The organism is Desulfotomaculum sp. OF05-3 (assembly GCF_003435535.1).
Classification (GTDB): domain Bacteria; phylum Bacillota; class Clostridia; order Lachnospirales; family Lachnospiraceae; genus Pilosibacter; species Pilosibacter fragilis.
This window is the reverse complement of record NZ_QWGO01000013.1, coordinates 1-23713: the sequence shown is the minus strand read 5'-3', so window position 1 is coordinate 23713 and position 23713 is coordinate 1. Positions and strand designations below refer to the sequence as shown.

At 52.3% G+C, this 23713-nt stretch carries 18 protein-coding genes and 1 tRNA gene; 2 read left to right on the top strand and 17 right to left on the bottom strand.

Annotated elements, in window-relative coordinates:
• Window positions 1-88: 88 nt before the first annotated feature.
• The 3 genes from DXA87_RS08705 to DXA87_RS08695 form a co-directional block, all read right to left on the bottom strand.
• The gene (locus DXA87_RS08705) at window positions 89-2128 is read right to left on the bottom strand and encodes a hypothetical protein (protein ID WP_117469725.1); all 2040 of its coding nucleotides are present in this window, start codon (window positions 2126-2128) and stop codon (window positions 89-91) included.
• The gene (locus DXA87_RS08700; RefSeq protein WP_015554682.1) at window positions 2112-4442 is read right to left on the bottom strand and encodes an efflux RND transporter permease subunit; all 2331 of its coding nucleotides are present in this window, start codon (window positions 4440-4442) and stop codon (window positions 2112-2114) included. Before DXA87_RS08700 ends, DXA87_RS08705 begins: the two co-directional genes overlap by 17 nt.
• Window positions 4443-4517: 75 nt before the next feature.
• Window positions 4518-5270, bottom strand: a complete 753-nt coding sequence (locus DXA87_RS08695; RefSeq protein ID WP_117503962.1) for a hypothetical protein — start codon at window positions 5268-5270, stop codon at window positions 4518-4520.
• Window positions 5271-5423: 153 nt separating this feature from the next.
• Between DXA87_RS08695 and DXA87_RS08690 the strand changes: the two genes are divergently transcribed.
• Complete coding sequence (locus DXA87_RS08690) at window positions 5424-6017, top strand: TetR family transcriptional regulator (RefSeq protein WP_117484129.1); 594 nt, start codon at window positions 5424-5426, stop codon at window positions 6015-6017.
• Between the two features lie 172 nt (window positions 6018-6189).
• Here DXA87_RS08690 and DXA87_RS08685 read toward each other — a convergent pair whose 3' ends face one another.
• The 13 genes from DXA87_RS08685 to DXA87_RS08625 all read right to left on the bottom strand — a co-directional run bounded on the left by DXA87_RS08685 (window position 6190) and on the right by DXA87_RS08625 (window position 22087).
• Window positions 6190-7728 carry an amino acid carrier protein gene (locus DXA87_RS08685; RefSeq protein WP_165859970.1) on the bottom strand — a complete coding sequence of 513 codons (1539 nt, stop codon included), beginning with the start codon at window positions 7726-7728 and terminating at the stop codon, window positions 6190-6192.
• A gap of 212 nt (window positions 7729-7940) precedes the next feature.
• A complete protein-coding gene (locus DXA87_RS08680) occupies window positions 7941-9650 on the bottom strand; it encodes a S8 family peptidase (protein WP_117503960.1) in 1710 nt (569 codons plus the stop codon).
• Window positions 9651-9837: 187 nt separating this feature from the next.
• Window positions 9838-10638 carry a hypothetical protein gene (locus tag DXA87_RS08675; RefSeq protein ID WP_117484126.1) on the bottom strand — a complete coding sequence of 267 codons (801 nt, stop codon included), beginning with the start codon at window positions 10636-10638 and terminating at the stop codon, window positions 9838-9840.
• Between the two features lie 130 nt (window positions 10639-10768).
• Window positions 10769-11800: an alpha/beta hydrolase gene (locus tag DXA87_RS08670; RefSeq protein ID WP_117503958.1), complete on the bottom strand. Its 1032-nt coding sequence runs from the start codon at window positions 11798-11800 to the stop codon at window positions 10769-10771.
• 61 nt (window positions 11801-11861) lie between these two features.
• Window positions 11862-13739, bottom strand: a complete 1878-nt coding sequence (locus DXA87_RS08665; RefSeq protein ID WP_117503956.1) for a DUF6320 domain-containing protein — start codon at window positions 13737-13739, stop codon at window positions 11862-11864.
• A gap of 67 nt (window positions 13740-13806) precedes the next feature.
• A tRNA-Trp gene (locus DXA87_RS08660) sits at window positions 13807-13877 on the bottom strand.
• Window positions 13878-14037: 160 nt separating this feature from the next.
• Window positions 14038-15411, bottom strand: coding sequence for a DNA repair protein RadA (gene radA, locus DXA87_RS08655; RefSeq protein WP_117503954.1), 1374 nt, complete (start codon window positions 15409-15411; stop codon window positions 14038-14040).
• Between the two features lie 226 nt (window positions 15412-15637).
• On the bottom strand, window positions 15638-16051 hold the full coding sequence (locus DXA87_RS08650; RefSeq protein WP_015554690.1) for a hypothetical protein: 414 nt from the start codon (window positions 16049-16051) through the stop codon (window positions 15638-15640).
• Window positions 16052-16165: 114 nt separating this feature from the next.
• The gene (locus tag DXA87_RS08645) at window positions 16166-18655 is read right to left on the bottom strand and encodes an ATP-dependent Clp protease ATP-binding subunit (protein WP_117469789.1); all 2490 of its coding nucleotides are present in this window, start codon (window positions 18653-18655) and stop codon (window positions 16166-16168) included.
• A 170-nt stretch (window positions 18656-18825) separates the two neighbouring features.
• Window positions 18826-19872, bottom strand: coding sequence for an ATP--guanido phosphotransferase (locus tag DXA87_RS08640; protein ID WP_117503952.1), 1047 nt, complete (start codon window positions 19870-19872; stop codon window positions 18826-18828).
• On the bottom strand, window positions 19865-20440 hold the full coding sequence (locus tag DXA87_RS08635) for a UvrB/UvrC motif-containing protein (protein ID WP_117469791.1): 576 nt from the start codon (window positions 20438-20440) through the stop codon (window positions 19865-19867). Before DXA87_RS08635 ends, DXA87_RS08640 begins: the two co-directional genes overlap by 8 nt.
• A gap of 12 nt (window positions 20441-20452) precedes the next feature.
• A complete protein-coding gene (locus DXA87_RS08630; RefSeq protein ID WP_015554694.1) occupies window positions 20453-20830 on the bottom strand; it encodes a GntR family transcriptional regulator in 378 nt (125 codons plus the stop codon).
• A 198-nt stretch (window positions 20831-21028) separates the two neighbouring features.
• Entirely contained in the window at window positions 21029-22087 is a 1059-nt protein-coding gene (locus tag DXA87_RS08625) for a hypothetical protein (protein ID WP_117503950.1), read from the bottom strand.
• A gap of 301 nt (window positions 22088-22388) precedes the next feature.
• On the opposite strand from DXA87_RS08625, the gene DXA87_RS08620 reads away from it, so the two are divergent.
• Window positions 22389-22586, top strand: coding sequence for a hypothetical protein (locus DXA87_RS08620; protein ID WP_015554695.1), 198 nt, complete (start codon window positions 22389-22391; stop codon window positions 22584-22586).
• On the opposite strand, the gene DXA87_RS08615 is transcribed toward DXA87_RS08620, so the two are convergent.
• Window positions 22583-23707: a pyridoxal phosphate-dependent aminotransferase gene (locus DXA87_RS08615; protein WP_117503989.1), complete on the bottom strand. Its 1125-nt coding sequence runs from the start codon at window positions 23705-23707 to the stop codon at window positions 22583-22585. The two genes, DXA87_RS08620 and DXA87_RS08615, sit on opposite strands and share 4 nt — an antisense overlap.
• Between the last annotated feature and the right edge of the window lie 6 nt (window positions 23708-23713).

Sequence of the window (23713 nt, the reverse complement as noted above, 5' to 3'; positions counted from 1 at the left end):
CCTCATATACCAGTTTGTGCAGAAAAACGTCCATGCAGAACAATTCTGCCGTACATCCTCCTGCACAAATCCGTCAGATATTCTTTCATTATCTGTTCTTAAAGATCTCAATGATCGCCCTGACCATCTGGACCAGCATGTTCCACATTCTCTCAAGCGGGTTCACATCCGCCTTCGCTGTCTCCGCATCGAGAAGCTCCGCGTCATCGTCCACGCTGATCTCCTCGGTTCTCATGATGATCTGCAGGGTGTTCGGCTCCGCGTTCTCATCGGAAGTGAAGGAAACCTTCTCCGCGTTTGGATCCATATTTAAGAAATTGTTGTCGTCCTCCATGTCGTTCCACTCATTGTCCATGGTGTCCTTCATAGTCCGGCCGGCCTTTCTCATGGAGCTGGTGCTGTCGAGGACGCTTAAACTCTTGTCGAGGACATTCAAACTTCCCTTGATGGAGTCCTTCGCCGCCGCGTCAAGGCTGTCCGCGCTGGCACGGACGGTATTCTGTACCAGAGTCAGGGAATCCGTGCTCTTATTAAGGGCATCCGTGGTTCGGTTTACGAGCTCCCCGGAATCATCCAGGGCTGACTGGAGATCCGGGTAATACACATCCAGGGAGTCCTTTAACGCCTTCACATCCTCGATCAGATAGTCCATCTGGTCTGTGGTCTGTGCCAGGTATTTTGATGTATTGGATACATCGTCGAGCATATCTGCTGTATCTGCCACAAGGGCATTGCTGGAGGAAGCCACCTGGCGGAGCGCTTTCTCCTTCTGCTTTAAGATTCCGATAAGTTCCTGGGCATTCAGCATTCCCGCATGTCCGGCGGAGGTGTCTGCTCCCGCTGCTGCCGCTGCCAGTGCCTGGGTATCTTCATCCCCTGCCTCACCGTTGCAGTAATCTGCGATCGCGTCCTGCATGGACTCCTGGGCAGAAGCCAGGTTTTTGATAAACTCCAGAACGCTCTGCTGAAGCTGTGTGTCAAGCTTTTTGATCAGCTGAACGGAAGCGACTACGTTTCCAATACTGCCGGACGCGCCCTCAGAGCTATCCCTTAAGCCCCGTAAGCTCGTGTCCAGTCTGCGGATCGGCTCCTGCATGTTTCCGAGTGTGTTGACAACGTCTGTCATGCTGTTGTGGGCAACCTCGGAGGCATCCTTTGCAGTCTGGATATACGGAACGATGGTTCCAAGCTGCTCGGAGAGCGCCGTCAGGGAAGCCAGTGTCTGGTCATTGCTGTCCAGGATCTCGTCCTTGGAACCGCTGATGACGCCTCTCGCGCTCTCCGCCTCATTTAAGCCCTGGCGCAGCTCGTTGACGCCGCTTCTCATGGCCTCGACGGAAGCCGCCATCTGGTCCATGCTGTCGTATAACTGGTCACCGGCATCCTTCCAGGTGTCCTTGGCGTCCTTCAGGTCAACGATGTGCTCTAAGTCTTTTACCGTTCCCGGAACCATCGCCATGATGACACCGGAGGTCTCAAACTTGTCGCTGCCAATGCGGATCGTGTAATCGCCCTCCTCGCCCGGAAGCGCCGTGTACATGATCGCGGTCTGGGAACCGAGGCTCTGGGTCTGGGAATCTTCCGCTTCCACACTGTAGCACTTGCTCATATCAACAAGCATCGCTACCACTAACATCATATTGTTCTTATAGTAATCTCTCGCCGCCTCATTCGGTGTCGCTGTCACATGTACCTCCACCAGACCGGAAGCACCCGCAAGCTTCTCAGCGTCCGTCGGGACGCCGTTTAATTTGTAGGACACATCCATGGTCCACGGAAGTGTCACCGCGTCCTTATCGATCGCTCCCTTATAGTAGAAATATCCCTTGGTGTCCGCCGGGAGATTCCATGTGACCTTTCCGTCACTGATCTCCGGAGCTGTGTTGTTGGTCATATTTGTCACATCAAGATAATTTCCATAATCCGTAAAGCTTGTGAGACCATTTAAGCTCACACCCTTCACGACATTCACCTTATCAACGGAACCATAGTAATCCAGGTTCACGTACATCGCTTCATCGACGCTCACAGACGCCTCTGCCGCATAGACCGGCGCAGAAACAAGGCTGGTGCAGAGTGTGACAGCCGCCATGCCCGCTGCCATGATCCTTCTATTTTTCTGTCTCATCACCGTTCTCCTCCATTTCTTCTCTATCTGTCAATTCCGGCTCCGATTCCCTGCTGGCCGCCGCCTCGTTCTCATCGTCCTCGTAGGGATCTCCGCCTTCATCTGTACTCTCTTCTGTCTCGTCCCCGTTCTTTCCGGAACGTCTCTTCTCTCTCTGGTTCTTCACACGGCGGTGCAGGCGTCTCGCAAGAGCTGCCGCCGGTTTCTCGCCGACGATAAAATTGTCAAATAATGTTAACAGCAGCGGAAGCACCGTCAGTACCAGCACAAGGCTGAACAGTCCGCCTCGTCCGATCAGGTGTCCCAGGTCCGCGATGGCCGTTGTGGACGAGATCATATACACGATATATCCGGCCAGCGTGATGATGGATCCGGAAGTAAAAATCGAGGAACAGGACGCTGCGATGGCCTCCACACATGCCTTTTTCTTCGGCAGCGTCTTTCTCTTCGCCAGGTAGTTGTTTGCAAGCAGGATCGAGTAATCGACCGTGGCACCCAGCTGGATACTGCTGACGATGATATAACCCATGTACACCATCTCGACACCCTGGAAATACGGCATCGCCATGTTGATGAAGATCGCCACCTCGATGGGAATGATGACGAGGATCGGCATGACAGCCGACTTGAAGCTCATCATGACGACGAGGAATACGCCCGCCAGGGACAGAACATTTACATTCTCATAGTCCTTTACGATGAAGGACTTGATATCCTGGGTGGACGGAGTCTCACCGACGAGATAGCTTCCTTCCGGGTAATACTTCTTTACGATCTCCTGGATCGCGTCGGAGTCCTTGAATGCCTCGGCACTCTCGGTCTTCGTTCTCGTGTAGATCAGCATCCGGCAATAGCCGTCTTTATGTAAGAGCTCCACCGTGGACTTCGGGAGAAACTCTTCCGGGATCCCCTCCGGCAGCGTATCCGCTAAAGCTGTAACGTTCTTTACATAGGATAGATCCTTGATCTCCTTCGCCATGGCCCGCTCATTGACCTCCGATGTGTTCGGATAGAGGGCGAGCAGCATGTTGCTTCGGCCGAAGATCTTCGTGATCTGCTGGTCATCTTCATAAACCTGTGTTCCCTCCGAGGCACCCATGGAGTCGTTTCCGTAAAGGAAATCGTTCAGGCCCTGGGCCGTGTATGCAAGCGGTGTCACGAGGACGATCACCGCGAACACGATGGGACGGATCCGGTAGATCGCTTTTCCAAGTCCGTGGAAATCCGGCATAAAGGAACGGTGCTTTGTCTTCTCATTGAGCTTCGCGAACTTCAGGATCATCGCCGGCATGAAGAAGACGACTGTCAGCAAGCTGAATACGATACCTTTCGCCAGGACAAGACCCAAGTCAAATCCGATGGAGAACTTCATCGTCACAAGGGCCAAGAAGCCGACGACTGTCGTCAGGCTGCTGGCGAAGATGGAATTGATCGCCTCCTGAACGGCGTTGATGATCGCGTCCTCCTCGTTCATTCCCTGCTTTCTGTAGTTCATGAACGCGTCAAGCAGGAAGATCGAGTAGTCCATGGATGTTGCCAGCTGCAGGATGATCGACACGTTTTCCGTCAGGAACGAGACGGTTCCGATAAAGATGTTCGTTCCCTTATTAAGCAGGACAGCGACGCCCATAACCAACAGGAATAATATCGGTTCCGTCCATGCCGTTGTCGTCACGGAAAGCACAGCGAAGATCATGATCACCGCCACAACGAGGATCTTGCTCATCTCGCTTGCCATGGACTCTGTCATGGATTTGTTCTGGACCGCCATGCCGACGTAGCATCCTTTGTCCCCTAAGAGATCCTTGATCTCGTCGATGGCAGTGGAGGTTCGGGTGGAATCACTCTCCTCCACAAATGTGATATCGTAGACCGCATTCCGGTCTTTGTAATAATCCTTGATCTCACTCTCATCAATGAAGTCTTCACCGGCATAGATATTTACCGTGCTGTCGCACCATAAGACCTGGTCCACGCCATCGATATCGGCAATCTCATCTTTATATTGCTTCGCCTCGTACAGCGAGACGTCCTTCACCATGACCCGCGCCGTTCCGGGATAACCGAACTTATCACGCATAACGTCAAGTCCGATAGCGGATTCCGCCGTTTCCGGAAGATATTTCGTCAGGTCATAGTTTACATTTACAAAGTTCATCGTCAAAAGCGAGAGCAGGCAGCCGATCACGAAGACCGACTCGATCCAGCCGCGTTTATGGATGATAAATGACGCGAGCATGTAGGAAAAGCCGCCGTTCTGGTTCTTTTTCTTTTCTTTATGCCCGCGGAACATGTTTTTTATTTTCTCTCCCATGTCTTCTCTCCTTATATTCCCTGTCCGTAACTGTTCAGTCCCCACACAGGTCATTTTCCGTCACCGTCCACATTCCTACCGTTCCAGAACCACCATGTAATAGTCCTTTCCATTCTGGTTTTCATGGGCAATTCCCATTCTGCGGTAGTATTCCAGGGAATATTTTTTATCGTCCTTCCGGTCGAATTTTTCCTGCATCCGGATCATGACAGAATCATACGGATCGTATGTCTCCTCAGGGCCCCAGAGGTACATCTCAAAAAATGTGGCACTCTTTCGCTCCGGAAATGCTGTCTTTACGTAATCGCTTACGGTTCCCTCTCCCGGGATCGTATTTTTGCTCTTGGAATATCCCTTTTCCATCGCGGAAGAAAGTCTTGCCTTTGCGATATCGCGGAGATCCATGTCGAGGACAAATGTGGCGCGTCCATCATAAAACTCCACATCCCCGTTGTCGTAATCATCCTCCGCCTCCGGATAAGTGTCAAAAAACAGGTCGCTCTTCTCATCATTCATATCATCAAAGAGTTCCTGTTCCTTCTGATCCAGCACGTATACAGGATACGCGCCGCCCTGCGTATTCGGGGTTTTCCGCGCATAGGACAGCGTCCCGTCCTTTGTAAACGTGTAGCATGTATTCTCATCTTCTATAAAATCTGTGCTCCAGGCACCGTTTTCCATAAGGTAGTACCACTTTCCCGAGATCTGATTCCATCCCGGTACCGCTCCGAATGTCTCCGGAGCTGCCGCATATGCGGGAACTGCTGTCATTCCCGTGATCATGCAGAGGATCGCTGCCATTCTTCGTACTTCTCTTCTTCGGATCATATGATCGCCTCCGCTTTTTTCTTTCCTTTTCACTTGCAATATTATCTATGTTTATGCTAAAATACTCAAGAACCAATTTTTGAAAAGTGTACCAAATGAGACAAATTATCACTTTTTGTCCAATTTGGAATGGATAGAGGAGTTTTGTAGTTTATGATAAAATTACCGATCCAGGAAGAACATGTTTCTGTCCGCAGGACCTACCTGCTTTTGATGAAGGCGCTCCTGGACCTTCTGGCGGAAATGCCTTTTGAGAAGATCTCCCTCACTGATCTCTGCCGGGTCTCCATGATCTCCCGGTCCACGTTCTACCGGTATTTTGAGGACAAATATGATCTTCTGCACTACTGCGTGAACATGTACATTGAGGGACTCCGCCCGGTGGAGGATCTGATCTACTTTAAAAGCACCGATTCCCTGCGTCAGTTTTTAGAATATCTGATCGCTCAGGTGGATGAGAATATCACTCTCTACCGCCGGATCTACCAGACGAACAAAAACGGCTCCCTGATGTTCACGATCCAGGGAGACCTGGCGAAGATCCTCACGGAGAGCGGCTGGCAGGGCGAGAACCAGGGCGTTCGGTTAAAGATCCCGCTCCCACTCTATGTTTCGTTTATGTCCAGCTTTTATCTGACGACGCTAAGATCTTATTTAGAGCTGGCGGATGAATATGACGCGAAGACCTTCGTGGAAAGCGTCTGCCGCTTTGCGCTCAGGGATTTCTGGGAGAAGGCTGACGGCTGATCCGGCAGCCTCTTTTTCCACTGTCCGGAATCCGTTTCTACTTAATATAATATGGAAGCTTCCCGCAGGTCTTTTAACTGCCCTGCTTCCTGTACTTTGGTTCTGTTATTATCCGCATAGTAATGCCGCTCTGCGTTTCTTTCTGAATCCACCGGGCGGCATCTTTTTTCTCTTATTTCATCTTTGCCCGCTCATCCCACACCGTAACATCGATTCCGGCGATCTTTGATGTGAATGCGGTTCCATCGTTCTTTTCGAAGTGTTCCCATGCCCGGAGCACATACTTAAAGCCTATGTACTGTAATGGCAGGTTGCAGTATACCATGAGGATATTCGCGAAATCGCTGAGATCCCACAGGGCACTTAAGTCCATGCCCGCAATGTTCGTGATAACGCCGAAGGAGATGACTACCAGGCAGAGCACGCGGATCGTGTTAATAAAGGCAGGTCTCGTGGAGATCCGGTTCGCGCACATTTCCGTGAAGGACATGAATCCCACAAGGCAGGTAAACGCGAACAGACCGAAGCAGACGCTGACGAGCATCGTCACGAGGTGATAGATCGTTCCGTTCCCGGTGAGCGCTCCGCAGGATGCTAAGAACCTGTCAAGTTTTCCGAGTTCAAACCATGCTGCGCTGTCCTCCGTGAGCCACACTCTTCCCATGACAACGACGAATCCTGTCAGGGTGCAGATCACGATGGTATCTAAGAAAACGCCAAGCGCCTGGACACAGCCCTGGTCACAGGGATGCTTTGCGTCCGCCGCCGCTGCCGGCATGGTGATCGTTCCCTGTCCAGCCTCATTTGACATAAGGCCTCTCTTGATTCCCTGGCTCAGCGCGATACCGAAGGCACCGCCGAAGACTGCTTCCGGCCGGAAAGCCTCGGAGAATACTGCTCCGAAGAACCACGGGATTCTCGGGATATTAAATACGATGAGAAGAATGACTGTCAGGATATAGATCACTGCCATCACAGGAACTAAGAGGTCTGTAACCTTTGTCACCTTCTTGATTCCACCAAAGCTGATGACCGCCGTCGCCGCGATGAGGACCGCGAAGGAGATCCAGTACAGGGCGGAGTTTGTCTCGATGACGGTTCCCGTAAATACGCCCGCGATCGCTCCCACCGCGGAGATCGTGTTGAAGCCCTGGGCCGGGAAGCAGAGGAACGCATAGATAATGTAGAGGACACTGAGCGCCGCTCCTGCCCATGCCGCATTCTTTAAGAGTCTTCTTCCGTAATACGGCAGGCCGCCCACATACTCATCATCTTTTCTCTCCTTAAAGATCTGGGAGAGTGTCGCCTCAACGAAAGCTGTGGACATACCAAAGAAGGCGGAGATCCACATCCAGAGCAGGGCGCCCGGACCGCCGGTGGAGATCGCGCCGGTGACGCCTAAGATATTTCCGGGGCCGACACGCATGGCCGTCGACAGGAGGAATGACGCCAGGGATGAGATTCCTGTGCCGCTGCTCTTCTGTCTCATCAGGACATGGAGTCCGTGGCGGAATTTCCGCACCTGGATAAACCGGAGTCTGAATGTAAAATAGATTCCTGTTCCCACTAAAAGGATGATCGCCAGACTGAAGTTTCCGAGGATCGGGATATTCGCGTACCAGTCAAAGTTCGTCGGGAAATCCCAGAACAGGTTCGAGACGATCTGGATCTTTCCGCATATGACATTTACGGCCTGAAACAACGCTTCCATAGCTTTTTCCTCCTCATGATTCAATTTTTCTGTACTGTCGGAAATTTTTCTGGGATGATTCTCCGCAATGATCCCCGGCATCCCTCATTTGAATTCAGATTTCCATTAAGATTTAAAAGTATTTATGCCTCATCTCTTAAAAATCCAAGTTCTATTTTGTATATGTTTCTATAATATATCTCTTATTAGAAATTTTCAAGAAAATTTACAAATTATTTCGGCAGACTGTCCGCCACGCAGAGCGCTCCATATCCCAGCCTCGGATTCGGATAGGCCAGCTCAGAAGGAAGTCTTCTCGCTCCTTTTCTTAAGTACGCCTTCACCTTCTCCCCATAAAGATACGGATCATTCTCCCTGACGATCCCCCACTCCATGAGAAGCGCCGCGGCCCCGGTGACAAGGGGCGCCGCGAAGGATGTTCCAGTGACAGGGGAATAGCCGCCGTTCCGGTCCGGGGCCATGATTCCCACCCCTGGGGCGGCGAGGTCCGGCTTCTGGGCGCGATAGACCCTGGTGTCCCCGCGGCCAGAAAACGGGGCATAGATTCCGGTCCCGCTGTCATAGGCGCCCACCGTCACCGGTCGGAACGCCGTGGAGGGAATCGTCAGGGTCGTATCCGGCGACGATTCCAAAAATTCCGTGTCCCGCCCGACTGCCGCCGCGGAGGGAAGCCAGAGATCCGCTGCCGTCTCCTCATCCCCTGTCCCGAGGAATCGGAATGTCCAGATCCCGCTCTCCACATAAGTTCTTTCCGGCACAAACTCAATATAGATCTCCTGGGCCGCATTAAAAGGGGACGGTTCCCCGTAATAGATCAAAAGTTCCGTCTCTCCGACCCGGATCCGGTCCGTTCCCCTCACCGGGACAAGCTCGATCTCCGCACCGCCAAAGGGATCCCTCAGAAAGATCCGCATCCCGTCCTCATAGTTTTTCCAAATCTGCATGCCGAATCCCGTCTCGTATGTCCCAACAGAGAGCCGGATCTCCGTGATCTTCCCGGGTTCGATCACAGGTCTCGCATGTCCCCCGGAGTCCCCCTCATTTCCCGATCCTGTGACGAAGACAAACTGCCCCATCTGTGCAAGAGAATCGAGGTACCGCTCTAAAAGTCCGCCGCCGTCGTGGGATCCATATGTATTTCCAAAGCTCAGATTCACTGCCATGGGGCGTCCCAGTTCCAGAGCTTTCCGCACCGCGAGATCCATCCCCCGCATGAGTTCCGTGGTTCTCGGAAATCCAACTGAATCCGGGATTCCGAGACGGACAATGATAAGTTCACTCTCATAGGCCGCCCCGCGGTACAGTCCGCCGCTTGTTCTCCCGTTTCCAGCCGCGATCCCCGCCACCGCCGTGCCATGGCCGCTGGTATCCAGGGAAAGACCGCCTGTTCCGCCGGATTTATTCTCTCCCCGCAGGATCTCATTGATCTCCCGCCTTTCATATGTTTTCCCACTGATCTGGTCATCCAAATACAGGATTCTCGTGGTTCCGTCCTCATTCCGGAAGTCTTCATGAAAGATGTCGATTCCCGAGTCGATCACCGCCACCAGGACACCTTTTCCCGTAAGCCCATCGGTCCCTGTCTGCACCGGAAGAAAACAGGAGGCCGCCCTCGCCCGGTTCAGGGCAAAAAACAGCCTCTTTGGTTTTTCCGCGTATTCAATTTCAGGAAGTGCGATCACCCCCGGGACATCCCGCTCCGGGACACGCAGGATCGCAAAGCTGCTTAAAAGGTATGTTCCGGAGACACCCGGAAACTGCTCATTCAAAGTGCTCTCCAGGTTCCCATGGTATTTCACGATGATCTCCCATGTCCGCTCCACCCTGTCATATCCCACGTTCAGCTCTTCTGTCCGCTCCCTCGTCTCCTCAGGGACAGAAAGTGCCAGATTCAATAGATTTTCCGCCTTCTGATCTTCCATCTCTGCCGCGCCACATCCATTCTATATTCTGTCTGTCCCGCATTTTTCCATGCCGTTTCTGAAAGACAGATCCCATTCTGAATATTTTATGCGGCATGCTTTATTTAAGACTTTCGTTTTCTCAAAAACAATATTAAAAAGCCCCCAGAGCCATCGGGGCCGGGGGCAAATGTCACGTCTTATTTAATTACTGTGCTGTTGTCATACTCATAACGATGCTGTTGAGAGAAGCTACATCTTTGGTTCTTCCAGTTGTCTGGACAACTACCATATAGCCGTCCTGCTTGCGGCAGTAGTACGTTCTTGATGTCTTCTTTCCGCTTACTGTTACCTTGGAGTACTGCTGGTTTGCGATCGTCACAGTCTCAGCTGTTGTAGCCTGACCTTTCTGACCTTTCTCGATTCCTGCAAGAGTATTTGCAAATGTCTGGGCATCCATATCCTGCTTATTCTTCATATTGAGGTAGTAGACTTCTACGTCGCCGAAGTCTGTACTCATATAGAGATCATGTGTCAGGGACGGGCTTCCGATTGCCGCATACTCGCCGCCTGTGTACTGGTCAGCTGCCTCGAAATCAGACTCTGTTGTTCCGATGATCTGCGGGATGCAGAGGTTAGACCATGTATTATAGTATCTTCCGCCTGTAACGTGTCCCTTCGGCGCTGTCTGAACCGGAGCAACCCAGCTTCCGTCATCGCTGAATGTGTAGGATACGCCGTCGATGGTTCTTGTTGTATTATAGATCATAAGGTTTGTGGACGGATCGATATAATACCACACATCATTTCCGCGTCCATCACCATCTTCAGCCTTGATCCAGCCGCTCTTTAAGTTTCCGTTGGAATCATAGTAGCGCCAAGTATTTCCGCTGCCTTCCCAACCGTACTTTGCCTCTGTCTCGTTCTCATCCGCAAGAGCAGTCACCATATTTACACTGCCAATTGCTGCAGCGAGAGCTGCCATGAGCATAACTTTCTTTAATTTCATTTGAAATCCACTCCTTTATGGGTTTTTATCAGCTAAAGTCATTATACAGGGGTTTTCAGGATAACGCAAGCGCTAAGGGCTGGAAAAAGCACGGCTTCATGAAAACTTAAGAAAGAAGGCTTTTTAATAATCATTTGCTTTTCAGCTCCCGTTTTAAAAATGCCAAAAGATTCATTTTCGCCCGCTCTTCGGTATCTCTTCGCCTCGTCTTCACCTTTTTTACGACTTTTCCCTCCTGGTCGCGGCGGATGTGGTAGACGATGCGCAGGTATTCTCCGACTTCTTCCCAGGCTTCGCGGCTCTCCGGGATCAGGTCGAGGCCCATCTGGAAGACGTGGAACATTCCGTCATAGACGGAGCAGCGGACCTTTACTCCCTCTGCCCTCGCCTTCTTTGCGGCGGCCCTCGTGTCATCTAAGAGGACCTCGTAGGCGCCGACCTGCATCAGTATCGGCGGGAATCCCTCGAAGTTTCCGAAAAGTGGGGAAAGATAAGGGTCTTTCTTGTCCGCGTTCCCGATATAGCTGCACTGGTAGAGCATATTTTCCTTCGAATTTCCGAACAGGGGATCGATCGTGTAATTCTCCTCATAGGACGCTCCGCTGAGGGTCACATCCGTCCACGGGGACATGGTGATGATGCCCGCAGGGAGCGGCAGGGCGTGGTCCTTCGCGTAGAGGCAGAGCGCCAGGGCAAGTCCGCCGCCCGCGGAGTCTCCCGCGATGACGATCTGTTCCGGGTCGTATTTCTTCTCGTTTAAAAGCCATTTGTAAGCGTAAACAGCGTCCTCAAGCGCCGCAGGGAACGGATGTTCCGGCGCGACGCGATAGTCCGGTGTCAGGACATCCGCACCGAGACCCAGTTCCGAGTATTTTACCGCAAACCGGCGATAAATGTTTTTCATCGGACCAATATAGCCGCCACCGTGGAGCTGTAAGACCACACGGCCTGTGACCGCCTGCTTCGGCTTTAAATATTCCATCACAAATTTCTCTGTGGGAACCAGTTCATAAATATAGTCACCCGGACATCTCCAGGCCGGTTCCACCGGATTTTTCCGGAACTCTCCCGTCTGGATCGGCTTCTTTAAGGATGTCTCCATCACATCCCTCATCATGTCCCGGGTCAGATTCCCGATCATGCTGACTTCTTTCCGGCTCATAGTTCATCTCCTTCTTTATTCTGCGTGTTTCTGGAACTGTTCTTTTTCGCTCTGTTCTTTCTCAAACATGAAACCGCCGGCGCAGTTCTCTCTTCACACTTCTATCTCCCAATAGAATCGTAAGCACCAGCGCGCTCACCGAGATTACCACCGATATCACCGTGAGCAGCGGATGCTTCGTCCATCCGATCCTTAGGAACACAAGCGGCACAAAGCTCAAAAACGTAACCGCGATCTGGTACATGAAATAGCATTGCCAGTTCATGCGGTTTACAAGCAGCATGAGCAGGATCGCCGCCACCTCAAACAGCACCACACAAGGGATCGCGTAGTCCACGGACCAGCCGTGCAGCCCCGTCATCGTGTCGACCAGCAGCAGGATCGCCTGGATTCCCAGGCATTGCCGCACCAGGATCCCGGACATACTGGCGTGACGCATGACGGAAAACCGCAGCGTCATCGCCACATAGGCCGCCGCTCCCCAGGTGAGAAATGCCCATTTGAACGGGATCTGCCGGTAAGTGGCGAGATTTACGACCCCCGCAAGGACCGAGACGACAGCCAGGGAAATATAGAAGAGCCTGACAGCCCTCTTTATCTTATTCTTATCGCCGCCGACCACCGGATACCGCCCTTTGTCATGTTCCCGGTCGTAAATCCCGTTGCTCTCGAGTTCCACAGGGATCCCCTGCTTTTCCAGAAACCGGAAGAAATACTCCGGCAGCCGGTTCTCCGCCATAGCGCTGGCAAAGGAGAGGCAGAGTTTTCCATCATAGGCAACCGCCCCGCACTTCATCCTCTGCTTCGGGGACGCGCCCACGAGGAGCTGGAAAGATTCCACTTGATCCCGCAGCTCCTCCCGGACATCCATCCGCCCGATATTTGAAAATGTCATTGTATGGGCGCGGGTGCTATGCAGAAAGATCATCTGCATCGCCAGGTGTTTCACAAACAGTGGGATCGCCCGCACATACCATTTTTTCTCGTTCCCCACATTGTAGGAGATCGTCTTCTCCAGGCGCTCCTTCACGATCTGTTCGTCCATCTGGCGGCTCACCGCCTCCAGGACCTCCGAAAAGCTTTCCGGTGCCCGCCGCTCCGACCAGGAGATATTGATGACCGCAAAGAAATTTGCTAACGTCTCCGACTCGAAAAAACTTCTCAGATTCACCGGAAGATTTAACGCTGCCGGATGCTTCATCTCTTTTCCGTCTGTCTCGGTCTGGATGATGGACCACAAAAGGGCTGCCGCCAGGTATTTCGTGATACTGACTCCCACCTCTTTGCTGCGTTTCTTAAGGTCATCCACATGGAACGTCCCATGGAGCACCGCCATCTGGTCAAAGGGAAGAAACTCCCCGCTCACCTGGATCGCAGGCCGGCTCTCGTAGCGCTTGTGGGGCAGTTTTTTATAATAACGGAGATAATCATCCGCCCTCATCGGAGAAAACTCACGTTTCCTTATCTCCGTTGGAAGACCATTCTTTAATTCCAGATAATGTTCCGTGAGCCGCGAGACAAACCCCACCGCCCCAAGACCGTCTGTAAGGCCATGGAACACCTCAAAGTTGATCCGGCAGCCATAGTAACTCACGCGGAATGGAAACCTCCCGCCCCGGTGGGGATCGATAAAGCGGCAGGGCGCACTCTGCTCCTCCTCCACCACCGGATCCCGGTTATTTGTCTCAAAATAGTACCAGAAAAAGCCCTTTCGAAGCTTTACTCGAAAGTTTTCAAATTCCGGAAGCGTCAGAAGAAGAGCCTTATGCAAAAGCTCCGGCTCCACCGGCTCCTTTAAGACCGCCGCGATCCGGAACACACTGCTCAAGTCCTCCCCGGACACCGCCGCGAAGAGCTTCGCCGTGTTGTCCAGCCGCCGCCATGCGGCACCCTGGATCCGCGGACGCTTTTTTATCAATCCATTAGATAATTTCTCCAAACTGATCTGCCTCTTTTCCGGTATAAAAAAATAACCGGAAAATCGAAATTTTCCGGTACATCAGAAGCAGGGGAAGAGGGGCTCGAACCCCCATCTACGGTTTTGGAGACCGCTGCTCTACCATTGAACTATTCCCCTATATTTTGTTGCTCATCACTTAATGCTCCATTATAATAGCATGAAATGTTTTAATTGTCAACACTAATTTGAAAATTTATTTTGCCAGTTTGAACAGGCGGCATATGCTTCTTGTTTTCATTGCAAATGAAAACAAGAAGATCGCACCACCCAGCCAACATCAGATCAACTGTATCGCCTCTCTCACATTCTCCACCCCGATCAGCCTGATCCGTTTCTCATCCTTCAGCTTCTCCAGATTCGATTTCGGCAGCAGGCAGCTCGTAAAGCCCATCTTGATAGCCTCGGACACTCTCTGGGCAGCCTGGGAGACGCCTCTTACTTCGCCGGAGAGACCTACCTCTCCGAAGATCAGCATTCCAGGATCCACTTCCCGGTTTTTGAAGCTCGACACGAGTGCCATCACCACCGCCAGGTCCAGGGCCGGTTCATTCATCTTCATTCCACCCGCGATATTCACGTAAGCATCATACCGGCTCATGGCGAAGCCGCAGCGTTTCTCCAGGATCGCAAGCAGAATATTGATCCGGTTGTAATCCACTCCGTTCGCCGTCCGTCTCGCCATACCAAAATTTGTTGCGGTCACGAGCGCCTGGACCTCCAGAAGGATCGGCCTCGTTCCCTCTAAGGAGCAGGCAACAACCGCCCCCGACGCCTCCTTCGGCCGCCCGGAGATCAGCATCTCCGACGGATTCAGCACCTCCGAAAGCCCCTTCTCCTCCATCTCAAACACGCCGATCTCGTTCGTGGAACCAAAACGGTTCTTCACCGCCCGGAGGACCCGGTAGGCGTCGTTTCTGTCCCCCTCAAAGTAGAGCACCGTGTCCACCATATGTTCCAGCACCCGGGGACCTGCCACCACGCCCTCTTTCGTCACATGTCCGACAATAAAGATCGTCACCCCGTATCCCTTCGCGATCTGCATCAGAAGGTTCGTGGACTCCCGGACCTGGCTCACGCTGCCCGGTGCAGAAGAAATATCTTCCCGGAACATGGTCTGGATCGAGTCGATGATCACAATGTCCGGCTTCGACCTCTCGATGGCGCCATGGATCGTATCGAGGTTCGTCTCGCAGAGGAATAAAAGGTCTCCTGTGATCATCCCGATGCGGTTTGCGCGCATCTTGATCTGCTTTAAGGATTCCTCACCGGAGATATAGAGGACACGTTTTCCCGCCCCGGCGAGGTTTCTGCAGACCTGTAAAAGCAGCGTCGACTTCCCGATTCCCGGATCACCGCCGACAAGCACGAGACTTCCCTTCACGATCCCGCTTCCGAGGACCCTGTCAAGCTCCCCGAAGCCTGTGGGCGTCCTGTCCTGCTCATCGAGAGAAATCTCCGAGATATGGACCGGGACCGCCGTCTTTCCGGCTCCCACCGCGGCGATCTGCCCCGACGGTGCCTTTTTCGCCTGGGCCACCGGCTCCTCAACAAATGTATTCCATTCCTTGCACACCGGACACTGTCCGAGCCACTTTGCGGACTCATAGCCGCACTCTTTACAGAAAAAAGCTGTGTTTCTTGCTTTTGCCACAATATTCTCCCTTTTTATAGTCAAAATGCCATGATACGTTTAGCTGCCTTACCTGACTGCCTGCGCCAATCGATATTCCTGCGTGAATTCGCACGACCTTTGTGCAATGCTTTCTTGGTGAACAGAAATATTTCATAAAACAGGAAACGCTCCGAAGTTCATCCCTCGGAGCGCCATAAAATACTACCGTCCATACCCCGGCCAGCAGCAATCTTCAATTTCCTGATCACTTGCGAACAATCTTAACTTCTACTTCCTTGCCCTCATTGAGCTCGACAGAAAGACTCAGCTTGCCGCTCATATTTGTCTTCATTCCGCCGACGCCAACGCCGTCCTCGTAAATCTCGTACTCGCAGTCGTCCTCTAACTGTACGGTGATCTGGGCATCCTCAAAGCCCTCAACCTTGAAGGTAACGGTTGTATCGGTCACTGCAAATTCTGTTACTGCAGTTCCTGGAACGGACTCGTAAACGAACATTCCGTTTCTTTCTAACTTTGTGATTTCCTTAAATGTCTTAACTTTATAAAGATCACCTTCGTGCTCGAAGTCTTCTACCTTGGATTTTGCCGCGAGGCTGTAGTTTCCGAAGCTTAAGGTTCCATTTGCCTCTGTGCGGATCAGTTCGTTGATTACTGACATAATGCTTACTCTCCTTTTGTGTGTTTCAACAAGGACTAAATTTTCCCTATTGCTATTGCTATTGTAATAGGTAACGGTCACAGGCATCCGTCCCTTCTAACCGTTACGTCGTGCCTATGATTTTACCACACTGGCGGAAGTTTTTCCAGCAGTTTGTGGATGTCTTGCTGAAAATTTCAGTTCTCCGTCCTTGCAGGTGATCTTCACGGAATCGCCTTCCCGCACTTTTCCTTCCAGGACCAGCTCCGCGAGCTTATCCTCGATGAGGTTCTGGATCGTGCGCTTAAGCGGTCGCGCGCCGTATTTCTCGTCGTATCCCTTTTCCACAAGGTATTCCTTCACGTCATCCCCGGCATTTAAGCGGATGGACATCTGATTCTTTGTCCGCTTTGCGAGGACATTCAAGAGGATCGTCACGATTTCCTTCATGTGATCCTTCGTCAGCGGATGGAACACGATGGTGTCATCAATACGGTTTAAGAACTCTGGCTTGAACATCCGTTTCACTTCGTCCATGACGCCGGTCTTCATTCTCTGGTAGCGGACCTTCTCATCGTCCTGGGACATGAATCCAAGCTGCTTCGGCGCGATGATGTTCTCGGCGCCCGCATTGGAGGTCATGATGATAACGGTATTCTTAAAGTCGATCTTATGGCCCTGGGAGTCCGTGATGTGACCGTCGTCCAGCACCTGTAAAAGAATATTGAAAACATCCGGATGGGCTTTCTCCACCTCATCAAAGAGGATCACAGAATACGGGTTTCTGCGGACTTTTTCACTCAGCTGCCCGCCGCCCTCGTATCCCACATATCCTGGCGGGGATCCGATCATCTTGGAGACGCTGTGCTTCTCCATGTACTCTGACATATCAACGCGGATCAGGGCGTTTTCCGTTCCGAACATGGCCTCCGCAAGGGCTTTGCAGAGCTCCGTCTTTCCGACACCTGTGGGTCCTAAGAATAAGAAGGAACCGATCGGGCGCTTCGGGTCTTTTAAGCCGACTCTTCCGCGGCGGATCGCCTTCGCGACGGCAACCACCGCCTCGTCCTGCCCGACCACGCGCTCATGGAGAATGGATTCCAGCTTTAAGAGACGCTCCGTCTCGCCTTCCGCCAGCTTGCTCACCGGGATCTTTGTCCAGCCGGAGATCACGTCTGCAATGTCATTCTCGTCGACGGTCAGCTCCCGGCTCTCCTTCTCACTCTCCCATTTCTCCTTCAGCTTGCGGATCTTCTCCCGCTTTGAGACCTGTTTCTTCTTGATCTCACCGGCGAGCTCATATGCCTCGTCACGGATCGCGTCCTCTTTCTCTTTCTCGAGCTTCTTGATCTCCTCCTCGAGAGTCTTGATTCCCTTCGGCTCCACATAGACGGTCAGTCTCGTCTTGGAGGCCGCCTCGTCCACCACATCGATGGCCTTGTCCGGCAGGAACCGGTCGTTGATATAGCGGGCGGAGAGGCGCACTGCCGCCTTTAAGGCCGCGTCGGTGATCGTCACATGGTGATGTTCCTCATATTTCGGGCGGAGTCCCTTTAAGATCTGGAACGCCTCGTCCTCCGTCGGCTCCTCCACGGTCACCGGCTGGAACCGGCGCTCTAATGCCGCGTCCTTTTCAATATATTTCCGGTACTCTTCAAGCGTCGTAGCACCGATGAGCTGGATCTCACCGCGGGCCAGGGATGGTTTCAAGATGTTAGACGCGTCTAACGCGCCCTCCGCTCCGCCTGCGCCAATGATCGTGTGGATCTCGTCGATAAATAAGAGGACGTTCTCCGCCTCTGTCACCTCGTTGATCACATTTTTAATGCGCTCCTCGAACTCACCGCGGTACTTGGATCCCGCTACCATGCCGGAGAGGTCAAGGATCACCACGCGTTTTCCGCGGATCGTATCCGGGACGTCGCCGGAAGCGATGAGCTGCGCGAGACCTTCGATCACAGCCGTCTTTCCGACACCTGGTTCTCCGATAAGGCACGGGTTGTTTTTTGTTCTTCTGCTTAAGATCTGGATCACGCGGCGGATCTCCTTCTCCCTGCCGATGACCGGATCCAGTTTTCCTTCTTTTGCGAGGACTGTAAGGTCGCGGCTGTAGGCATCAAGTGTCGGTGTGGCGCTCTGTCCGCCCCGCTGCTGGCGTCCCTGGGCCAGGTCCTCTTTTCCTGCGTTTCCGTCCTCACCCATAGCGGATAAAAGGTCGATGTAGACCTTCTGAATGTTGATATTTAAGGTGTTTAACAGGCGGACTGCCACACAGTCCGATTCCTTTAATAATGCCATCAGAATATGCTCTGTACCGATTAACGGCGCATGAAACCGGACAGCCTCTTTATAGCTGTTTTCCAGCACATGTCTCGCGCTTGGAGTGTAGCCGTCCCGCTCTTTGGTGGCTGTATTCTGATAGGAAGAGACAAGCTGCTCCACAAGAGCCAGCAGTCTGTCGAGCTTCACCTCGTTGGCCTCGAGGACCATGGCAGCGGTACCGCTTCCCTCCTCGATCAGCCCGACCAGGATGTGCTCCGTTCCGATCACAGGGGAACCCATATCCTCCGCCGCTTCACCGGCGAGAACCAGTGCCTCCTGGGCTTTTTCTGTATATTGTGCCATCTGTTCTAATTTCCTCCTGAACTTTTCCGTCAACTGCGCAACCATTCAATCCATTCATAGTTACGAACATAACTCCATTCCAAATCAACTGCGCCGATTAAAATTATGCCTTCCTGCCTATGTTTTCTTTCGGTCGGTGCAGCAAAAGCGCAGATCTGCCGAACAGTCAACTAATTTTCTATCTCTATGATCTCCGGCAGCCGCCTTCTCAGGAACTCTGCCCGGGCGGCATCCAGCTCATCCTTGTCAAGCGGGCGGTCCGCCAGACTCAAAAGGTTCGCAGGCTGGATCCCCAGCATCAGACCGTATACAGAGTACGGTTCCTTCACTTTTAAGATCCCATCCGTGATTCCTGTCATGATCTGGGACAGGAATTCCATTCCGTCTTTTCTCGTCAGCCGTCTCGCGTACTTTAAGACGCCGTAGGATTTATAGCATTCATCGGCCGCCTGCACCGGCTTTCTCTGACGGTATTCCCGGCGTACCCGCCGTTCCTGGGCATCCAGCTCCTGGGCTGCCTTCCTGACGATATCGATGATCTCCCGCTCCGTCTGTCCTAAGGTTTTCTGGTTTGAGATCTGGTACAGGGAGCCGAAGTTCTCCGCGCCCTCACCGTACACGCCCCGGACCTGGGTCCCGAACCGGCCCATATCCGCAACGAGACTGTTGAAATTTTTATTCTTGGACAGCATCGGCAGGTGCAGGACCACCGCTGCCCGAAGTCCTGTGCCCACGTTTGTGGGGAACGAGGTCAGGTAGCCGTATTTTTCATCGAAGGCGTAATCAAAACGCTCGCTGATATAGTCATCGATCTTATCTGCTCTCTCGTAAAGCTGCTCCAGGGTCAGCCCCGTCTGCAGCGTCTGGATTCGCACATGATCATCCCCATTTAGGAGGATCGCCGTTGATTCGTCCTCCGACAGGATCATTCCCGTCGGGTCTTTCTTCTTTATTACACTGCGGTTGATCGCCCGGCGCTCTAAAAGCGCTGTTTTTTCCAGGTCGCCCATCCGCTCTAAGTGTGTAAACCGATACTGCATCTGGTCCATGGACGCGATGCCGGTGAGTCCGCCGAGAAGCTTCTCCGAAAGTTCCGCGCTCTGCTCCTTGGTGAGGCGGCCAGGAAACGGATACTCTTTCAGATTTCGAACCAGACGGACACGGCTGTAGATCACATTTGTACCTGCTTTTCCCGGTACTTCATACCATTTATCCATTCTGTCTCTCCTCTTTCAACGCCCGGATCTCATCCCGGAGCTTCGCGGCCTCCTCGTACTCTTCCCGGCGCACCGCGTCTTTTAATCTCGTCTCCATCAGGCGGATCTTCTCTTCCTTTGAGAGTTCCGGAATATTCACCGGATCCTCTCCAGTAGTTCCCGTCCCGTTCATTTCTTCCATCTCGGACCGGTATCCCGCCGGACGCTTTCCGACGTGCTTTTCGCTGCCCTGAAGATGACGGATATTGTCGCTGATCAGAGGATCAAACACGCTGTAGCAGTCCGGGCATCCGAACCGGCTGTCCTTTACAAATTCCTCATAAGTCGTTCCGCAGGTCGGGCACACGACGCCGGAGTACTTTTCATCTTCTTCCTCCGTCTCCTGGGTTCCAAGAAGTCCGGAGAGAAGTTTTCCTAACGGGAATTCTCCCTCAAAGAGAGCTGAGAACTGTCCAAGGTCCGCATGGGCGGCACACTGGGTACAGAGGTTGTGCTCTGTCTTCACGCCGTTGATCACTTCCACATATTTTACGGTTGCTTCCCGCTTTTTGCAATGTTCACAAAGCATACTGCCCCTCCTTTACGCCTGTCCGCCAAACTCATCATAGATCTGGTCTACAAGGCTGTGGATCTCATCTCTGCCGACATTTTTACAGATTCCCCGGGCAACGATCAGCGCGAGGTCGTTCTTCATCTCTTCCATCGTCCGCAGTTTATCCATATCCAGGGCGATCACGGCCCCGCGTCTGCGGTCCAGGCGCAGAAATCCTTCCTGTTTCAATACAGCATATGCCTTGTTGACTGTATGCATGTTAATTCCGATCTCATCTGCAAGCTGTCTCACCGACGGGAGACTATCCCCATCGTGAAGCACATCCATTGCGATGCCGCAGATGATCTGGTTGCAGAGCTGGGTATAGAGTGCTTCTTCGCTGTCAAAATCGATCTTCAGTACCATTTGATCACCATCTTTTTTCTTAATATTTTTGATGCCGGGACCGTTTATGCGTTTCCGGTATCATAGTATTCCATTTGTTATATGTGTATAGTAACAGATTGTGTGGTGTTCGTCAAGTGAAACCAAAGTTTATTCGTACGTATGTTCTACTTTCATTTTTGCCTGCTTTGCAGTTTCGCCTCAAAGTATTATATTTTCCTACTCTAAGTCCAGACGTCCATCCGCCGACCGGTTATCCGCGATCCGCTCGATAGTCCAAGTAATATCTGAAGCTTTTGCTTTCAGCGCGTTCCAGACATCCGGGTCCTGATATATATGAAACAGCGCTCCAAAGATCACGTCATACTCTCTCTTCGCGCCTTCCGGCAGGCCCGTCGCCTGGGCGATCTCCGCAAACCGGTACCTCGCCGCCTTTGGGAACTGGTCTTTCTTCATCTCATCCCCGGAATTTTCATAGACATACGCCCCGAATCCGCCCTTCACGGCATCCGTTTTCGAAAACCGGAGTTCTTTCTTCTCCTCATCCAGAGAATAATTGCAGGAATAGAGTACGTTTCCCCTCTTATCTTTGAAGGTTCTATATGCCCCGCCCGACGGACAGTACACAAACCTCCATCCGTCATCCCGGAACTTCTTTCTCCAACCATCCGGGAAGGCGTTGATATACACGGCGATCTCATTTTTCTCGGCCTCGCTCACCGTCTTCGCCGTTCCATCCGCGTTGACCGCCAGAATATCCCCCGCCGGATCCGGCTGTCCGTCGTAGTCGGTGTAGGAAAAGCCCGCGTACTCATTTACCCGCATGCTTCCATCCGGGCGGAACGCGTATGTCTTTCCTTTTATTGTGCGGACAGCTTCCTTGTTCATCTTTCCGTCCGAGTCAAACCAGTACCAGTTTCCCTTATCCTGAAACCACTGGATCTTCGCGTTCCCCGCGGAATCATAGTAGTACCAGTTTCCGCCGCCCGGACCGTCGTACTGCCAGCCCTCGGAGAGGGAACCGTCCTGGTTGAAATGGTAACGGATGTTTCCCACCGTCTTCCATCCGGTCTCCATGATTCCGTTTCTGTCAAAATGGTACCACTCGCCGTCGATATCCTCCCAGGTACCCCGGGCTTTGCGCCCATCCGAGTATGTGAAGGTGTAACCGGCATCCGTGAGCGTCCATTTTCCATCCGCAGCGAAAGATGTTATAGTCTGCACAGCAAGCAGGATGCCGACAGCGCCGATCAGGATAAGTGTTCGTTTTTTCTTCATGGTCACTCCTCCTTTCCGTTTTTATCAAATGCTGGTAACTATTCAGTACCTTCATAGTTACGCGCAAAAATCCATTTCAGATCAGCTTTGCTGATGGGATTTTTGTCTTCCGGCCTATGTTTTCTTACGGTCAGCGCAGCAAGTGCGCAGACCTGCTGAATGGTTACGATATATTCTGTTCAAAAATCTTCCTTCCGGAACCGGAATTACATTCTTTATGCCTCATTATCTTGAATCCCGCTTTAAAATACCTTATACTAAGCAGGAACTCAAAGTATGTACATGAAAGGAACCTAAATATATGAAACGATTTTTCGCCTGGGCCGGGATCCTCATCATCGCCGCGGTCTTCCTCGCCCTCATCGTCCTGACCTTCACCGGTGGCCCGGAGAATGTCATCCTGGCGCTCCTGTTCTGCGTCATCGTCATCCCGGTGATGCTCTACGGCTACGCGCTGATCTTAAAGTACGTCCGAAACAGAAACAAAAGGGATAACTAACAAAATCCGTAATCTTTTGCCATCTTTTCCAGACGGTCAGCAGCCGCCTCAAGCGTCTCTTTCCCTCTGGAAAAATGCAGACGGATGTAATTGTTTACCGGCTCCTTAAAGAAGCTGGAACCCGGCACAGCTGCCACACCGTAATTCTTTATCATCCATTCACAGAATTCCAAATCTGTCCAGCCGGTAAACCCCGGCTTCTCAAGAAATCCCGAGATATCCACGAGAACAAAATAGCTGCCCTGAGGTGTCGTGTGGGAAAGTCCCATCTGCTCCAACCTTCCACAGAGATAATCTCTCTTTTCTGTGTAGAGATCCTTTAACCATTGATAGTACTCTGGTCCAAATTTCAGACCAGTGACTGCCGCTTCCTGAAGCGGTGCCGCAGCGCCTACGGTCAGGAAATCATGGACCTTCTTCGCCGCCTCGATCACATGTTCCGGTCCGATCAGATAGCCGAGTCTCCATCCGGTCATGGAGTATGTCTTTGAGAGGGAGCTGCAGGTGATCGTCCGCTCATACATTCCGGGCAAAGCAGCCATGGAGATATGGCGGTTCTCACCGTAGATAATGTACTCGTACACCTCATCCGTGATCACAAAGGCGTCATACCGCTTTGCGAGCTCCGCGATCTCCTCCATCTCTTCCATCGTAAATACTTTTCCACAGGGATTCGACGGATTACATAGGATCAGTGCCTTCGCACCGGCCTGAAACGCCCGTTCCAGAGCTTCGCTGTCATAATGGAAATCCGGCGGCACAAGCGGCACATAGATCGGATCTGCCCCGGAGAGGATCGCGTCCGCCCCATAGTTCTCATAGAACGGGCTGAACACCGCGACCTTATCTCCCGGATTGCACACGGTCATCATCGCCGCCATCATCGCTTCCGTTCCCCCGCAGGTCACAACGATCTCCTTTTCCGGATCGATCTCACGGGCAAATTTCTTTGTATACATTTCTGCCAGCGCGTCCCGGAAATTCTTCGCCCCAAAGGTGATGGAATACTGGTGTGGACCATGCTCCGCCGCTTCCTTTAACGCGTCCAGGATCTCCTGCGGCGGATCAAAATCCGGGAATCCCTGACTTAAGTTAACCTGTTGTGCTAGATAAAATAATATAAAGAA

Coding starts and splice junctions, on each gene's coding strand:
- DXA87_RS08705 (WP_117469725.1), bottom strand. CDS start 2,128: ATGAGACAGAAAAATAGAAGGATCATGGCAGCGGGCATGGCGGCTGTC.
- DXA87_RS08700 (WP_015554682.1), bottom strand. CDS start 4,442: ATGGGAGAGAAAATAAAAAACATGTTCCGCGGGCATAAAGAAAAGAAA.
- DXA87_RS08695 (WP_117503962.1), bottom strand. CDS start 5,270: ATGATCCGAAGAAGAGAAGTACGAAGAATGGCAGCGATCCTCTGCATG.
- DXA87_RS08690 (WP_117484129.1), top strand. CDS start 5,424: ATGATAAAATTACCGATCCAGGAAGAACATGTTTCTGTCCGCAGGACC.
- DXA87_RS08685 (WP_165859970.1), bottom strand. CDS start 7,728: ATGGAAGCGTTGTTTCAGGCCGTAAATGTCATATGCGGAAAGATCCAG.
- DXA87_RS08680 (WP_117503960.1), bottom strand. CDS start 9,650: ATGGAAGATCAGAAGGCGGAAAATCTATTGAATCTGGCACTTTCTGTC.
- DXA87_RS08675 (WP_117484126.1), bottom strand. CDS start 10,638: ATGAAATTAAAGAAAGTTATGCTCATGGCAGCTCTCGCTGCAGCAATT.
- DXA87_RS08670 (WP_117503958.1), bottom strand. CDS start 11,800: ATGAGCCGGAAAGAAGTCAGCATGATCGGGAATCTGACCCGGGACATG.
- DXA87_RS08650 (WP_015554690.1), bottom strand. CDS start 16,051: ATGTCAGTAATCAACGAACTGATCCGCACAGAGGCAAATGGAACCTTA.
- DXA87_RS08645 (WP_117469789.1), bottom strand. CDS start 18,655: ATGGCACAATATACAGAAAAAGCCCAGGAGGCACTGGTTCTCGCCGGT.
- DXA87_RS08640 (WP_117503952.1), bottom strand. CDS start 19,872: ATGGATAAATGGTATGAAGTACCGGGAAAAGCAGGTACAAATGTGATC.
- DXA87_RS08635 (WP_117469791.1), bottom strand. CDS start 20,440: ATGCTTTGTGAACATTGCAAAAAGCGGGAAGCAACCGTAAAATATGTG.
- DXA87_RS08630 (WP_015554694.1), bottom strand. CDS start 20,830: ATGGTACTGAAGATCGATTTTGACAGCGAAGAAGCACTCTATACCCAG.
- DXA87_RS08625 (WP_117503950.1), bottom strand. CDS start 22,087: ATGAAGAAAAAACGAACACTTATCCTGATCGGCGCTGTCGGCATCCTG.
- DXA87_RS08620 (WP_015554695.1), top strand. CDS start 22,389: ATGAAACGATTTTTCGCCTGGGCCGGGATCCTCATCATCGCCGCGGTC.